The sequence below is a fragment of the Chlorobaculum sp. MV4-Y genome, from assembly GCF_025244685.1.
Lineage (GTDB): Bacteria > Bacteroidota > Chlorobiia > Chlorobiales > Chlorobiaceae > Chlorobaculum.
Genome location: NZ_CP104202.1, coordinates 1,972,574 through 1,987,810 on the forward strand (window position 1 = coordinate 1,972,574; position 15,237 = coordinate 1,987,810).

Annotated in this window: 16 protein-coding genes and 1 tRNA gene; 12 read left to right on the forward strand and 5 right to left on the reverse strand. The window is 56.5% G+C overall.

Annotation, left to right across the window (positions count from 1 at the left end; all coding sequences use genetic code 11):
- Window positions 1-108 precede the first annotated feature (108 nt).
- From leuA to NY406_RS09735, 5 genes are all read right to left on the reverse strand, one after another.
- Window positions 109-1,797 carry a 2-isopropylmalate synthase gene (gene leuA / locus NY406_RS09715; protein WP_260533982.1) on the reverse strand — a complete coding sequence of 563 codons (1,689 nt, stop codon included), beginning with the start codon at window positions 1,795-1,797 and terminating at the stop codon, window positions 109-111.
- Window positions 1,798-2,182: 385 nt separating this feature from the next.
- Entirely contained in the window at window positions 2,183-2,797 is a 615-nt protein-coding gene (locus NY406_RS09720; RefSeq protein WP_260533983.1) for a DUF4276 family protein, read from the reverse strand.
- Window positions 2,797-4,002, reverse strand: a complete 1,206-nt coding sequence (locus NY406_RS09725; protein WP_411267108.1) for an AAA family ATPase — start codon at window positions 4,000-4,002, stop codon at window positions 2,797-2,799. Before NY406_RS09725 ends, NY406_RS09720 begins: the two co-directional genes overlap by 1 nt.
- Window positions 4,003-4,194: 192 nt before the next feature.
- Window positions 4,195-4,632, reverse strand: a complete 438-nt coding sequence (locus tag NY406_RS09730) for an META domain-containing protein (RefSeq protein ID WP_260533985.1) — start codon at window positions 4,630-4,632, stop codon at window positions 4,195-4,197.
- 144 nt (window positions 4,633-4,776) lie between these two features.
- Window positions 4,777-4,851 (reverse strand) — tRNA-Asn (locus NY406_RS09735).
- A gap of 167 nt (window positions 4,852-5,018) precedes the next feature.
- Between NY406_RS09735 and NY406_RS09740 the strand changes: the two genes are divergently transcribed.
- The 12 genes from NY406_RS09740 to gcvPB all read left to right on the forward strand — a co-directional run bounded on the left by NY406_RS09740 (window position 5,019) and on the right by gcvPB (window position 15,085).
- Window positions 5,019-5,549, forward strand: coding sequence for a YceD family protein (locus tag NY406_RS09740; protein WP_260533986.1), 531 nt, complete (start codon window positions 5,019-5,021; stop codon window positions 5,547-5,549).
- A gap of 25 nt (window positions 5,550-5,574) precedes the next feature.
- Window positions 5,575-5,766: a 50S ribosomal protein L32 gene (gene rpmF, locus NY406_RS09745; RefSeq protein WP_010933766.1), complete on the forward strand. Its 192-nt coding sequence runs from the start codon at window positions 5,575-5,577 to the stop codon at window positions 5,764-5,766.
- 30 nt (window positions 5,767-5,796) lie between these two features.
- Entirely contained in the window at window positions 5,797-6,816 is a 1,020-nt protein-coding gene (gene plsX / locus NY406_RS09750) for a phosphate acyltransferase PlsX (protein ID WP_260533987.1), read from the forward strand.
- Window positions 6,817-6,948: 132 nt separating this feature from the next.
- Complete coding sequence (locus NY406_RS09755; RefSeq protein ID WP_260533988.1) at window positions 6,949-7,938, forward strand: beta-ketoacyl-ACP synthase III; 990 nt, start codon at window positions 6,949-6,951, stop codon at window positions 7,936-7,938.
- 28 nt (window positions 7,939-7,966) lie between these two features.
- Entirely contained in the window at window positions 7,967-8,884 is a 918-nt protein-coding gene (gene fabD, locus NY406_RS09760) for an ACP S-malonyltransferase (RefSeq protein WP_260533989.1), read from the forward strand.
- 32 nt (window positions 8,885-8,916) lie between these two features.
- Complete coding sequence (fabG, locus tag NY406_RS09765) at window positions 8,917-9,654, forward strand: 3-oxoacyl-[acyl-carrier-protein] reductase (RefSeq protein WP_260633790.1); 738 nt, start codon at window positions 8,917-8,919, stop codon at window positions 9,652-9,654.
- A gap of 160 nt (window positions 9,655-9,814) precedes the next feature.
- Window positions 9,815-10,054 carry an acyl carrier protein gene (gene acpP / locus NY406_RS09770; protein ID WP_069810945.1) on the forward strand — a complete coding sequence of 80 codons (240 nt, stop codon included), beginning with the start codon at window positions 9,815-9,817 and terminating at the stop codon, window positions 10,052-10,054.
- A gap of 63 nt (window positions 10,055-10,117) precedes the next feature.
- Window positions 10,118-11,371, forward strand: a complete 1,254-nt coding sequence (fabF, locus tag NY406_RS09775) for a beta-ketoacyl-ACP synthase II (RefSeq protein WP_260533991.1) — start codon at window positions 10,118-10,120, stop codon at window positions 11,369-11,371.
- Window positions 11,372-11,412: 41 nt separating this feature from the next.
- Complete coding sequence (rnc, locus tag NY406_RS09780) at window positions 11,413-12,210, forward strand: ribonuclease III (RefSeq protein WP_260533993.1); 798 nt, start codon at window positions 11,413-11,415, stop codon at window positions 12,208-12,210.
- Window positions 12,211-12,226: 16 nt separating this feature from the next.
- Window positions 12,227-12,946 carry a class I SAM-dependent methyltransferase gene (locus NY406_RS09785; protein ID WP_260533995.1) on the forward strand — a complete coding sequence of 240 codons (720 nt, stop codon included), beginning with the start codon at window positions 12,227-12,229 and terminating at the stop codon, window positions 12,944-12,946.
- Between the two features lie 38 nt (window positions 12,947-12,984).
- The gene (locus NY406_RS09790; RefSeq protein ID WP_260533997.1) at window positions 12,985-13,131 is read left to right on the forward strand and encodes a hypothetical protein; all 147 of its coding nucleotides are present in this window, start codon (window positions 12,985-12,987) and stop codon (window positions 13,129-13,131) included.
- A gap of 493 nt (window positions 13,132-13,624) precedes the next feature.
- The gene (gene gcvPB, locus NY406_RS09795) at window positions 13,625-15,085 is read left to right on the forward strand and encodes an aminomethyl-transferring glycine dehydrogenase subunit GcvPB (protein WP_260533999.1); all 1,461 of its coding nucleotides are present in this window, start codon (window positions 13,625-13,627) and stop codon (window positions 15,083-15,085) included.
- Window positions 15,086-15,237 lie beyond the last annotated feature (152 nt).

Below are 15,237 nucleotides of genomic sequence, written 5' to 3' on the forward strand. Positions count from 1 at the left end.
TGAGATTGAGGCGGAATCTGTTTCTCCGTAAAGATAGGGCAAGAGAGGAAATCCAAAAAGAGAGGTTTGGCGGGAGGCTCCGGATAGCCGACTCCCGCCGCATCCTTGTCAGCTCCGCCTGAAACGGTTCAGCGCACTGACGATTGCCTTGATGGAGGCGAGACTGATGTTCGAGTCGATGCCCGAACCGCAGACCAGCGCACCGTCATCGAAGGCAAGCCGGATGTAGGCAATGGCCAGCGCGTCGGAGCTGTGGCCGATGGCGTGCTCCGTGTACTCGTCAACATGGAAGTCGATGCCGGTATGGCTCACCATGCCACGCACGAAGGCGTCGAGCGGGCCGTTGCCTTTGGCCTTGAAGCTGAACTCGCCCTGTGGCCCAACCATCGCGGCGCTGATGATCGTTGCCACCTCGTCGTTGCAGTCCGGGTCTTCGTCACTCCAGCTGATCGTGCACTTTTTCATGAGATACGGCGTCGTCCTGCCGATATACTCCTTATGGAACAGCTCGTGAATCTGCTCGGGAGAAAGTTCATCGCCGGTGCGGTCGGTCACCTCCTGCACAACAACCCCGAAATCGGGCTGCATCCATTTGGGTACCTGGATGCCGTACTCCTTTTCGAGCACATAGGCGATGCCTCCCTTGCCCGACTGACTGTTGATCCGGACGATAGCCTCGTAGTTGCAACCAACATCCTCGGGATCGATCGGCAGATAGGGCACGTCCCAGACGCCGTCGGCAGCCCGCTGGTGCGCCTTCATTCCCTTGCTGATGGCATCCTGGTGCGAGCCGGAGAAGGCGGTGTAGACCAGATCGCCCGAGTAGGGATGGCGCGGATGCACCGTCATCCGGGTGCAACGGCTGTACACCTCCCTGACGTGCGGCAGGTTGGAGAAGTCCAGCTTCGGATCGATGCCCTGCGTCATCAGGTTCAACGCCATGATGATGATGTCCATGTTGCCGCACCGCTCGCCATTGCCGAACAGGGCACCTTCGATACGATCGGCTCCGGCCATCACCGCCAGCTCGGAGGTCGCCACCGCCGTGCCCCGGTCGTTGTGGGCGTGCACGCTGAAGAGCACCGCGTCGCGATCCTTGATGTGGCGGCAGAACCACTCGATGCGGTCGGCATAGACGTTCGGCGTCGAAAGCTCAACCGTCGATGGCAGGTTCAGAATCACCTTGTTCTCAGACGACGCGCCCCACTCGTCCATCACCGCGTGGCACACGTCGAGCGCGTAGTCCAGCTCCGTGCCGGTAAAGCTCTCCGGGCTGTACTCGAAGCGGATGCCCGGATTGCCGCTCGCCTCTTTCAGCTCGCGAACCAGGCGCGTTCCGGCCACGGCGATGGAGATGATCTCCTCCCGGCTCATGCGGAACACCAGCTCGCGCTGCTGACGCGAGGTCGAGTTGTAGAGGTGGACGATGGCGTTCTTCGCGCCATTGATCGCCTCGAAGGTGCGGCGGATGAGATGTTCCCGGGACTGGGTCAGCACCTGGATGCTCACATCGTCGGGAATCAGGTTGTTCTCGATCAGCTTGCGCACGAAAGCAAACTCCGTGGCCGATGCCGATGGAAAACCCACCTCGATCTCCTTGAAGCCAACCGATACCAGCAGTCTGAAAAACTCCACCTTCTCATCGACGCTCATCGGAATCGGAAGCGCCTGGTTGCCATCGCGCAGATCAACGCTGCACCAGATCGGGGCTTTGGTGATGGTCTTGTCCGGCCAGGTTCTGTCTTTCAGCCCAACCGTCGGATAGGATGTGTATTTCTTATAATTCATCGTACTCATGAGAGAATCTCCATTTAAAACACTTGATAGTAAAAGTCCCTTAATGAAAAAAAGCCGCTTACCCTGAGAGGATTGCGGCTTTGAAAATCAGATTCCGTGCAGTCAACGAAACTACAATGCGCTCCCCCTCAGGCAGGTAAGGCCTGTTAGCGATAGCGAAAGAAGAAGCATGTTGCTGACCGTGTTCATACAAGATAGTGTACCGTTAAATCGGCTGTACAAAAAGTTAGGATAATATAAACAATTCTTTTACCTCTGCAACGCCCTTGCGCCAGCCGCCTCCGATTGTCCGCAGATGCATAGGCGCTCCGCAAAAGAACAGCGAAGCGGTGCAGGAGGTTCCACGGCGATGGGCAAGCAACTGAACGACAACACCCCATAATTATCAGCTAACCGATAACAATGCCTCGATGCCTCGGCAAAAATGGCGGAAACTCCGCGACTTGTTACGCGATAGATCCATGTGCGGCGCGATTTTGCGGGCGGCTTCGATCTTGGGGTAGTTGCTCTTGTATATGCCATTCCTTTTCAAAAATCTGTGCAGGTGTTCCCAGGTTCCTGAGTTGTCCGGATTGCTGAACGACTGCGGGAAAGCCTTGCCGCACAAACCGGAAAAGGCGCCTTTCAACGCCTCGGTATCGCCGATGAACCAGGCTTCAAGTTCTTCTATCGCGATCCGGGTGATAACCTGAAAGCGACCGTTCTGGTCCGGACTTGTTCGGGTGAACAATTCGGCATCGTGCGCTATTCGTTCGAGTCGAGCCTTGAGATTCTCGCAATCATCTTTATCCCGATCCACGAGCACGACGATTTTCAAATCCTCCCCGTTCTCAAGCCGTTTCTTGTAACCAAGCAATCTTTTCGGCAATTCACCGATCAATCGGCTTTTGTTGCGCATGTTGATGAGCTTGAACTTCGCTTTTCCGGCAAGAATTTTCGGCAGGATGATTCGCAATGCCTCCTCGGCTGAAGGCTCCTCAAGCAGCACGTCGATCTGCATCAGCCAGCCTCCCCGGACGCAAATGGATCGCCAACCTCGAAATATCCCTCCATCCACAAATCTCCAAGGGATGCGCCCGCATCGAGCATTGCGGTGACCCCGGTCATATCGGCAATCCGCTTGGAACGAGTATAACCATTGGTATCGCGATACAGGACACGAACCTGACTGGCTCTCAACTGGTTGATGAAAAACGGCGAATGGGTCGTTACGATCAATTGTGTGCGTTCGGCAGCCTGTACGCACTCCTCGGCAAGTTCTGGCAACAAGCGCGGATGGAGATAGTTTTCCGGCTCTTCGATACCGATCAGGCGGGGCGGCTCCGGATCATAGAGTAGCGTCAGATACGCCAACATTTTCAGCGTACCATCCGAAGCGAATCGAGCCAGTATTGGGGTTGAAAATGGAGCGTCCTTGACCTGTAACAAGAGGCGGCCATCATCGAGAATTCTCGAATCGACCTTCTCTATCCGGGGTATTCGGCGACGTAGCGTCTCGAAAATTCTCTCCAGCCGGTCGTTATGCTGATCGGCCAGATATTGAATGACATTGGGCAGATTGTCGCCGGTCGCCGACAAACGCTCTTCGGCTCCAGCCTCGGGGCGTCCTCTTGCTGCATCGGCAGAAAGATAGGAGAGGTGCCAACCAGTGATAAACTCACGAAGCGCGATGACGCGAGGATTCTCGGCCAACTGTCCGAGCGTGTTGACCGCGAGGACATCCGGGCCAGCAAGCGGTTTATCTATGCGCTGATCTTTGGATTCAGGCTGCTCACCACTTATCACCTTTCCTTTGCCCTTCGTGTAATCAAGGAAATAAAATGGTGCTCCGGGATGCGTTCGTTTCCATCGGAGAAATTCCCGAATGACGACAGGGCCTTTCGACTCTTCCCCGATCTCAAGATGGTAGGTGATCAATGGCGTGCCGGGCCGCTCGCGATACTGAAGCTCGATGACAATCGCGCCGTCACAACCCCGGCTTCTCAGCTCGCGAAACCGTCCACGTCGATCCCATGCTTTTCGTAACCCTTCGGTAAAACACTCGGAAAGGAAGGCAAAGACATCGAAAACCGTTGATTTTCCGCTCCCGTTCGGCCCGAGCAAAACCGTAAGCGGTGTAAGGTCTTGAAAATAAATATCCTTGAGCGCCCGGTAATTCCTGACCCTGAGACTCTCTATGCGTGGCGGTTCTATGTAGTTATTCATCTCAGTGCGCTTTTCTGGGTGTTTATTGAACTTATGTTTGAATATAACTAATAAGCTGGGGTAGAGATGGCGCGCAGGGGTATAAACAAAAAGGAAGCGCCGCACACTCAAGCACTTCCTTTTTTTAGACTTTGCGATCAGGAGACACAAAGAACAGCCAACCGCCGCCGGAGGTTCCCCGCTACGCCCGCATCATCGGGACGAAATTGCCATGAAGCGCAGCACCTCGTGTCCCGCGCGGTCATACATCGTCAGCCGGCGACCTCTGACGATATAGCTGCTGCTCTTGCGAAGCGCACTGATAAACGCCCGTTCCCGCGACATCACCCCCGGCTGGCACATCATTTTTGATGATGCAATAGCGCCGAAACGGATGCTGCCCGGCGACTGAATAAACGAACCACTGATCTGGTTACAGCCGCCCGAGCCAACCATTTTGCCCGACGAGTACAGGATAATATGCATGTCCTGCCGCTGCCCGCGGATAAACTCCGCATCCTGACCATCGATCTTCTCAACCCTCCACCACGTCCTGAACAGCTTCGGCGTATCGGCATCCGGCTGCGTCGAGTATTGAGGCGAACAGGCGGTAAGCGCGGCAAGGAGAACGATGAAGAAGTATCGGATCATGACGGCAGAAGTTTGTTCGGGAGGAGAGTTCTGGTTTCCAAAGTAATATAAACAATACAAGGGGAAGATAACGGTGTAAGGGCAGACGGCAGGGGAATAAAACAAAAAAGGAAGCGCCGCGTACTCAAGCACTTCCTTTTTTTGTGGCTCCGCGAGTAGGATTCGAACCTACAACCCTTCGGTTAACAGCCGAATGCTCTACCATTGAGCTATCGCGGAATGCGACCCTTCCTGATCAAAGAGATGCAAATATAAGGCTGCGCGTCAAAATTCCAAACTCGCAAAGATATTTTTAATAATTTTTCCGTCTGACTGGCGGGTTCTGGCTTTTCTTTTTCGAATATTATTTTTGTACATTGATGCTCTTTTATGGAAAAGAGGTGGCTATGTCCAAAGAAAAAGCGCTGATCGAAATTCGTCTTGCGGGTCTTTCACAGGGAACGCACGAGTTCGATTTCACCTGCAACGCAACTGATTTTGCCGATCCGGCTCTCGCAGAGACTGGATTTTCAAGGGACGTCTCAATCAATGTAAGCGTCGAAAAGCTGGATGACGAGATGGTCGTCACCCTGAATACTTCGGCGACAGCCAATCTGACCTGCGATCTGTGCCTTGCACCGATCAGTTCCGAGCTGAAAGGTTCGTATCGGATTTATTATGGCTACGAACAGGCTGGCGAGCCGCAGGAAGAACGTGACGAGGAGTATCGGCTCATCGACAGGAACACACTCGCGCTTGATCTGACCGAGGATGTCCGCGAGACACTGCTGCTCTCCGTTCCCATGAAAGTCACCTGCAAGGACAATCCCGATTGCCGGGTGTTCCATCAGGAAGAATTGAGCGAACCGGGCGAAGACAATCTGCCCGACAGCGACTGGCAGGAGTCGCTCGAAAAACTGAAAAACAAGTATCGTTAACCGTTGATTCTAAACTGAATAGATTATGGCCAACCCGAAAGCCAAGATGTCCAAGTCCAGAAGGGACAAAAGGAGAGCACAGTTCAACGCCCGCACCAAGGCTGCCGTCACGGTTGTCTGCCCGAACTGCGGTGAACCGACTCTTCCGCATCGCGCCTGCCGTCACTGCGGTCACTACAAAGGCCGTCAGGTCACCGGCAAGAGCGTCGTCGCGTAAGCAGTTTCAAGTAAACAAGACAGCACCGCCATGTTGACCATTGTCGTGGATGCCATGGGTGGCGACAATGCACCTGCCTGCGTTGTTGAGGGGGTGATCGATGCCCTAAGGGAGAGCGGAAACCGCTTTGAAATCCTGCTCATCGGGCAGGAGGAAAAGGTCACCCCGCTTCTGCAACAGTATGATACCGGAGCCCTCAAGCTCCGCTTCGTGCACGCACCCGAGGTCATAACCATGGAGGATGTTCCTGCCACCGCCGTCAAGGCGAAGCAGGAGTCGTCACTTGTCCGCGGCCTGAAGCTCTGCAAGTCGAAAGAAGCAGATGCCTTCGTGAGCGCGGGAAACACCGGCGCGATGATGGCGGCTTCACTGTTCGTCCTCGGTCGCCTTCCCGGCGTGCTGCGCCCGACCATCTACGCCTACTTCCCAAGACTCGGCGAGGGCCTTACCAACATCGTCGATGTCGGCGCGAACGTGGATTGCAAGCCGGAAAATCTGGTGCAGTTCGCCGAGATGCTGACGATCTACCAGCGTTACGCAGCCAAAATCGAAAATCCTGTGGTCGGCCTGCTCAACATCGGAGAGGAGGAGGGTAAAGGCCCTGACTACCTCAAGCAGGCATGGAAAATGTTGCAGGAGGCGCACGAGGAGCAGAAAATCAACTTCATCGGCAACATCGAGGGTCACGATATTCTGGCAGGCAAAGCCACCATCGTCGTCTGCGACGGCCTGGTCGGCAACACCATTCTCAAGTTCGGCGAGAGTATTCCGCACTTTCTTGGTGCGCTCTTCAAGCCAGCACTCGAAAAGCTGGTCATGGCGGGCAAGCTCGACCAAAGCTCTGCGGCGCTTGCAGGCCAGGCGTTCAAGGGGATATTTGAACCCTTCGATGTCGAAAAGTTCGGCGGCGTGCCGTTCCTTGGCGTCGATGGCATTTCGATCGTTGGCCATGGGCGTTCCTCATCACGCGCCATCAAGAACATGATCTACATGGCGGAGCACATGATCGAACAGCGCGTCAACGAACGCATTGCGGAAATGCTCGCCTGACGACTTGAATTCTTTCATGCAAACCCTGATGCCCCGGGGCGCCTATCCGCCTCTGTCCATTGCGATTGACCGAAAAGACCGGCTCCGATATAACTTCGCATTTTCCGTTCGCTTATCAAGAGAACCCACAATATGAAAGCAGCCATAACGACGACCGCCAAGTACCTGCCTGAAGAGGTGATGTCCAATAAGGACCTCGAACGGATTCTTGATACCAACGACGAGTGGATAACGACCCGTACCGGCATCAAGGAGCGAAGAATTCTCCGGGATCCGAAGAAGGCCACGTCATACATGTGCACCGAGGTTGCCCGGCAGTTGCTTGAAAAGCGGGGCATCTCCGCCGATGAGATCGACCTGATCATCGTGGCAACCATGTCTCCCGACATGATCTTTCCATCGACGGCATGTCTGGTGCAGGGCAATATCCAGGCAAAAAACGCTTGGGGCTTCGACCTTTCCGCCGCATGCTCGGGCTTTCTCTATGGCCTCTACACCGGCGCACAGTTTATCGAGTCGGGCAACTGCAAGAAGGTGATGGTGATCGGCGCGGACAAGATGTCCTCCATCCTCGACTACACCGACCGCTCAACGGCGATTCTGTTTGGCGACGGCGCGGGCGGCGTCATTCTCGAAGCTGCGAGTGAAGAGGGGTACGGCGTGCTCGATGCCCGTCTCTACTCCGACGGCCTCAACGGCCGCAACCATCTCTTGATGCCAGGTGGCGGAAGCCTTCATCCGGCCTCGCATGAAACGGTTGACAAGCACATGCACTTCATCCAGCAGGATGGCAAGCAGGTCTTCAAGGCGGCTGTCATGGCGATGGCTGATGTGGCCGAAGAGATCATGCAGCGCAACAATCTGGCCGCGGAAACCATCGACTGGCTTGTACCACACCAGGCCAACCAGCGTATCATTCACGCCACCGCCGAGCGTATGGGCATCACCGAGGAGAAGGTGATGATGAACATCGCGCACTACGGCAACACCACGGCCGGCACGGTACCGATCTGCCTCGCCGAGCTGGACGAGCAAGGCAAACTGCACAAAGGCTCGAACCTCGTGCTGGTGAGCTTCGGAGCCGGCTACACCTGGGGCGGCGTTTACGTCCGCTGGCAGTAAGCCAAACCATTCAAAGGAATTACAGGATATGAAAGCATTTGTTTTTCCCGGACAGGGTTCGCAGTACTGCGGCATGGGCCGCGATCTGTACGAACGATTCCCGGAGGCGAAAGCGCTGATGGACCGGGCCGACGCCATTCTCGGCTATTCGATCACCAACGTCATGTTCAACGGTAGTGAGGATGAGCTGAAGCAGACCCGCTACACCCAGCTCGCCATCTTCCTGCACAGCTACGCGGCAGCGACGCTTCTCGGGCGCGACGATGTCGCTATGACGGCAGGGCACAGCCTTGGCGAGTACACGGCGCTCTGTTTCGCAGGCGCGATCTCCTTTGAGGATTCGGTGCGGCTCGTGGCCAAACGCGGCGAACTGATGCAGAACGCCGGACAGCAGAACCCCGGCACGATGGCCGCCGTCATCGGCATGGCTGACGACGCGCTCGACGCACTCCTGCAGGAGGCGGGAAGCGCGGGCATCGTGCAGGCGGCGAACTTCAACTCGCCCGGCCAGGTCGTCATCTCCGGCGACATCGATGCAGTACGGAAAGCGGTCGAACTCGCTCCGTCAAAGGGTGCGAGAATGGCCAAAGCGCTGGTCGTCTCGGGTGCATTCCACTCGCCACTGATGAAACCAGCCGAAAAGGAGCTCGCCGAAACGCTCGACACCATCGCGATCTGCGATGCGGAAATTCCGGTCTGCATGAACGTGGTGGCAAAGCCGGTCACATCGGCAGCGGAAATCCGCGCGAACCTCATCAGCCAGCTCACCAGCTCGGTGCTCTGGAGCCAGTCGGTTCAGGCGATGGTTGACGCGGGTATCACCGAATTTGTCGAAGTCGGCCCCCAGAAGGTGCTTCAAGGCCTCATTAAAAGAATCAGCAAATCAGCTGTGTGCGCGGGAGTCGATACCGCCGACCAGGTGGATGCGATGCGCAATCCTGCCTAACCATAGAAAAACGCAAAGAAACGATTATGACCATGTTCACAGGTAAAACCGCCATCATCACCGGCGCGGCGCGAGGAATCGGCCAGTCGATCGCCCTTGATCTGGCGGCCAAAGGCGCTGATCTTGTCATCGGCGACGTCAAGGCGGAGTGGCTGACAGAAACCGATGAGGCGCTCAAACAGCTCGGCGCGAAAGTGAGCTGCAAGGAGCTCGATGTCACCAATACCGACGCCTGCCAGAAGGTGTTCGACGAAGTAGCTAAAGAGAATGGTCGCATCGACATTCTGGTCAACAATGCCGGCATCACCCGCGACGGCCTCCTGATGCGCATGAGCGAAGAGGACTGGGACGCCGTGCTGACAGTGAACCTCAAGGGCGTTTTCAACTGCACCAAGGCGGTCACGCGCGTCATGATGAAGCAGCGTTCCGGCTCGATCATCAACATCGCCTCGATTATCGGCCTCATGGGCAATGCCGGCCAGGCCAATTACGCGGCCTCAAAAGGCGGCGTCATCGCCTTCACCAAATCGATTGCCAGGGAGCTGGCTTCGCGCAATGTGCGGGTCAACGCTATCGCCCCCGGCTTCATTTCATCGAAAATGACCGACGCCCTCTCCGAAGAGGTTCGCCAGAAGATGCTTGAAGCCATTCCGCTCGGTGTTTTCGGAACGCCCCAGCATGTTGCCGACGCGGTGGCATTTCTCGCCAGCGACCAGTCAGCCTACATCACCGGTCAGGTGCTGAGCGTCAACGGCGGCATGTACATGTAACCGTAACCTGTTGAGAATCGGAGACTTGGCGTAACCGGGCCGGTCCGGAAAGTTTCCGGTTCTCCAGCCGAAGCATAGCTTTGCCTGGCTGCTTTTTCTTTTATATTAACGAACTTGCTTTTTTTAATCGTTTCCAACCACAAACCCGGAGAACAGTGCCATGAGCGCAGCCGAAATCAAAGATAAAGTGTACGATATCATCGTCAGCAAGATGGGTGTCAACAAGGATCAGATCAAGCCGGAATCGAAGTTTGCCGATGACCTCGGTGCCGATTCGCTCGACACGGTCGAACTGATCATGGAGCTCGAAAACGAGTTCGGTGTCCAGATTCCTGATGAAGATGCCGAGAAGATCGGTACCGTACAGCAGGCCATTGACTACATCGTCAACAAAAAGTAAGCAAAAGGCATTCTCTTCGGGCAGGGCGCGTCCCTGCCTGAAACCAACGTAAAATCTGAACAGATGGGTCTGGAACTCAAAAGAGTCGTTGTCACCGGAATCGGCGTCCTTTCACCAATCGGCCTTTCGGCAGAGGACTTCTGGAAATCCCTCATGGAGGGCAAAAGCGGCGCGGCTCCGATCACCTATTTCGATGCGACCGATTTTGCAACCAGGTTCGCCTGCGAGCTCAAGAATTTCAAGGCCGATGAGTATATCGACCGGAAATCTGCAGATCGCATGGATCCATACTGTCAGTACGGCGTCATCACCGCCGAACAGGCGCTGAAAGACTCCGGCCTCGACCTGACCTCGATCGATCCGACCAGGATCGGCGTGGTGCACGGCTCGGGCATTGGCGGTATGACGGTCTACGACCAGCAGTTCCGCCAGTACCTCGAACGCGGCCCCCGCAGGGTCAGCCCGTTCTTCATTCCGATGCTCATTCCCGACATCGCCGCCGGACAGATTTCGATCCGCAACGGCCTGATGGGACCGAACTATGCAACCGCTTCTGCCTGCGCGACTTCGTTGCACGCCGTCATGGACGCTGTCATGCTCCTGCAAATGGGCATGGCCGACTACATGGTTTGCGGCGGCTCGGAAGCGCCGATCACGCAGATGAGCGTGGCCGGCTTCAATTCGGCCAAAGCGCTCTCGACCCGCAACGACGCTCCGACAAAAGCTTCACGCCCTTACGATGTGGATCGCGACGGCTTTGTCATGGGCGAAGGCGCCGGTTCGCTGGTGCTTGAAACCTACGAATCCGCCGTCAAGCGCGGGGCAAAAATCTATGCGGAGGTCGTCGGCATGGGCGCATCCGCCGATGCGTACCACCTCACCGCTCCGCACCCCGAGGGCCTCGGCGCTCGCAGCGCGATGACCAACGCCCTGAAAATGGCGGGCATCACGCCGGACAAGATCGATTACATCAACACCCACGGCACCGCCACCCCGCTTGGAGACCTTGCTGAAATCAAGGCCATCAAGAAGGTGTTCGGCGAACACGCCAGCAAACTCAGCATCAGCTCGACCAAGTCGATGACCGGCCACCTGCTCGGCGCGGCGGGCGCTGTCGAGTCGATCGCCTGTATTCTGGCGCTGCAGAACCAGACCGTGCCTCCGACCATCAACCTCGACAATGTCGATCCGGAGATCGATGTGGATGTGACGCCGAACGTCCCGAAACAGCGCTCGATTGAGTATGCGCTGAACAACGGATTTGGATTCGGTGGACACAACGGCTGCCTGATCTTCAGGAAGGCCCCGGCCGCCTGACCGGAAGTGGCTCGACGATGGCGCTCCTGTGGCAAAAACTGATGTCACTCCCGTTCCTTTGTTCAGAAGCGTCCGATGGTGCCTCTGGCACCCCGGACGCTAACCTGCTTCTCGATCCTCAAACGGCAACGCACCTCGAACGACTCACCGGGCGCAAGTGCAATCGCCTGATCTACCGCACCGCCCTGACGCATCGCTCCGTGCTGCACGACCACCACAGCGGAGAGCATAAACCAGAATCGAACCAGCGGCTCGAATTTCTCGGCGACGCGGTGCTCGACCTCTTGATCTCCGAACACCTCTTCAAGCAGTTTCCCGGAAGCGACGAGGGGCACCTGTCGAGCAACCGGGCAAAGATCGTCAACCGGAAATCACTTGCGGCATTCGCCCGTGAACTGGAACTTGGCAAGCACCTCATCATCGGTGAATCCGCCGACAAACAGAAGATACGCACGAGCGAATCGGCGCTTGCCGACGCCATCGAGGCGCTGGTCGGTGCCATCTACCTCGACCAGGGACTTGCCGGAGCCGAGCGTTTCATCACGAACCACGTCATCGCAAGGGTCGATCTGCACAAGCTTGTGGAGTCAGAGTACAACTACAAAAGCCGCCTGATCGAGTACACCCAGTCGCGCCAGCTTCCACCGCCGCTTTATACGGTCATCGCCGAAGAGGGAGCGGAGCACGAAAAGACGTTCGTCGTCGAGGTTTCCTGCAACGGCCAGCCGCTCGGCAAGGGAACCGCGCCAAGAAAAAAAGATGCCGAACAGCTCGCCGCCAGAGAGGCCATGATCGTGCTCGACAGCCAAAACCCGTTCACACCTGTTGCGGAATCCTGAAACAGTGCATTCGCCCATGTCATTCTATTCGAAATTCTCGGAATACTACGAGCGGGTATTCCCGTTCAGGGAGGAGGTCTGGCGTTTTCTGAAGGAGTATGCCGGAAGTGCCGGTAATCCGCTGCTCGACGTGGGATGCGGGCCGGGGCATTACTGCGGGCGGTTTGCTGCTGATGGGTTCAAGCCACTCGGCATTGATCTCGACGAAGCGATGATCACCGAAGCGAAGCAACGCTATCCCGAAGCTGCATTCCGCTGCCTCGACATGCGGCGGGTCGATGAGATTGGAACGCAATTCGACTGCATCTGGTCAATCGGCAACGTCATGGCGCATCTGCCTGCCGACGAGCTCGCCCCGTTCATCTCGAAAATCCACAAACTGCTCAAGCCGGGCGGCCACTGGCTCATGCAGGTCATGAACTGGGACGTCCTCACGGGATTGACGAAATACGATTTCCCGGTGCGCACCATCGAGGCTAACGGCTCAAAAGCCACCTTCCAGCGCCGCTATTCCTCGATTACGCCTGAGTCGTTGCAGTTTTCTTTCTCGCTTCGGAATGAAAATACGGTACTGTTCGAAGAAGCCGTGACACTCTATCCGGTTGGAGTGGATCGCTATCGGGCGTTGCACGAAGAAGCCGGATTCCAGTGCAAGGGGATATTTTCGGATTTCAGCGGGAGTCCGTTGAAGAGTGTGTCCGGCACGGGGTTGGTGCTGGTGTTCAAAAAGGGGTAAAAAGCTACGTTGTTGTTGAAAAATACTTATTTGTATTCATGACCAACTCGATGAAAGCGATGCCTGGAAGAACCATCGGCTATGTGCGGGCGGTGGCCGAGATCGGCCTGAGTAACCGGACCGACAACCTGATGCGCTGCGTGCAACTCAACAAAAAGGTTTACAACGTGTTTCTCCGGGGATAACTACGCCCAAACGTCGCTGAAAACCGGTTTTCAGGTGCAATGATGCCCATGAACAGGCTGTTTTTAGGTCAGAATAGCGCTGCTTCAGTGATTGCATGACTGAGAATATTTCAAATCACCCTTTTTAGACGTGCCCTGAAAGGGAAGCTTAAGCATTAATTATCTAGGCCAAATCGATCATTCGATGAGCAGTGCCTGCACTTTGCGGCAACCATCGAGAATGAATTGGACAAAAACACGGTTTTCGTGATTTTGCTAAATGATGTGATACGGGGTACTGTAAATACCGCAATACTGCTTGACGAGAACCATTTGAGTTCAGAAGGCTCGCACCACCAAAATCTCCCCCCATCACCCTCTTTACACGCGCCCCAAAATGCGTATATTGCAAACCTTCCGGTCAGCGTGAACGACCGGGAACATCGTTAATCCATGCAGGTTGCGGCGCTTTGCGCTGGCAATGACCTGAACGCCTCTCAATCAAGGCCCGTCCATGAAAGAACAACTGATCTTTGACCTTTCCCGCAGCGGTCGCAAGGGCTACTGCCTCTCCCCGCTCGACGTTGACGAACGTCCGGCGAATGAACTGCTGCCCTCGAAATTCCTGCGCAAGGAACCGGCTGAACTGCCGGAGATGCCGGAGAGCGAGGTGGTGCGCCACTTCGTGCGCCTCTCGAACCTCAACTACCACGTTGACAAAAACATGTATCCGCTCGGGAGCTGTACCATGAAGTACAATCCCAAGATCAACGACTACACCTGCGAGCTGCCGGGCTTCGCCTCGATGCACCCGATGCAGCCGGAATCGACCGCGCAGGGGGCGTTGCAGCTCATGTATGAGCTGGCGGAGATGCTCAAGGAGATTGCGGGCATGAAGGCGGTGACGCTGCAACCGGCGGCAGGCGCGCATGGCGAGCTGACAGGCATTCTGCTCATCAAGAAGTATCACGAAAAGCTCGGCAACAAGCGCCACAAGCTGCTGGTGGTCGATTCGGCACACGGCACCAACCCGGCTTCGGCGGCGCTTGGCGGCTACGAGTGCGTGTCCGTAAAATGCGACGCTTCGGGCTGCACCGACATGGCCGATCTCCGCGCCAAGCTCGACGGCGAGGTGGCGGCGCTGATGCTCACCAATCCGAACACAGTCGGCATTTTCGAGAAGCAGATGCCCGAAATCGAAAAGCTGGTACACGGCAACAGCAGCCTGCTCTACATGGACGGCGCGAACATGAACGCCCTGCTCGGCATCACACGCCCCGGCGACATGGGCTTCGACGTCATGCACTACAACCTGCACAAAACCTTCTCCGCACCCCACGGCGGCGGCGGCCCCGGCAGCGGCCCGGTCGGCGTCAGCGAGCGGCTCGTGGAGTTCCTGCCGGTTCCGGTTGTCGAGAAGTACGACGAGAAAGGCCAGACGCGCTACCGCCTGAACGGTGGCAAGCCGGACACAATTGGCCGCATGATGAACTTCTACGGCAACTTCTCGGTGCTGGTACGCGCCTATACCTACATCCGGATGCTCGGCGCCGCGGGACTGCGCCGCGTGTCGGAGAACGCCATCATCAACGCCAACTACCTGCTCCAGCGGCTCGTCGAGCACTACGCGCTACCCTACCCGCGTCCGGTGATGCACGAGTTCTGCCTGTCGGGCGACCGCCAGAAAAAAGAGCACGGCGTGCGCACGCTCGACATCGCCAAGCGCCTGCTCGACTACGGCTACCACGCGCCGACGGTTTACTTCCCGCTCATCGTCAGCGAAGCGCTCATGATCGAGCCAACCGAGACCGAGACCAAGGAGACGCTCGACGCCTTCGCCGACGCCATGGTCGCCATCGCCGAAGAGGCCAAAAACACGCCGGAGGTGATCCTTGCCGCACCGCAGACCACGCCGGTCAAGCGCCTCGACGAAGCGCAGGCCTCCCGCCAGCTCAACATCTGCTGCTCGCTCTGAAGCGGCAGTCCGGCACAAGGCATTTCAAGCTAAAGGCTGTTCAGGCAAAACGCCGGAACAGCTTTTTTTTGACCAGTCCGATCAGACGAATCAGCCCGATCCCTCTGATCGGTTTTCAGTCTCCGGATTTTGTTTCATAGATTACCCCCTGA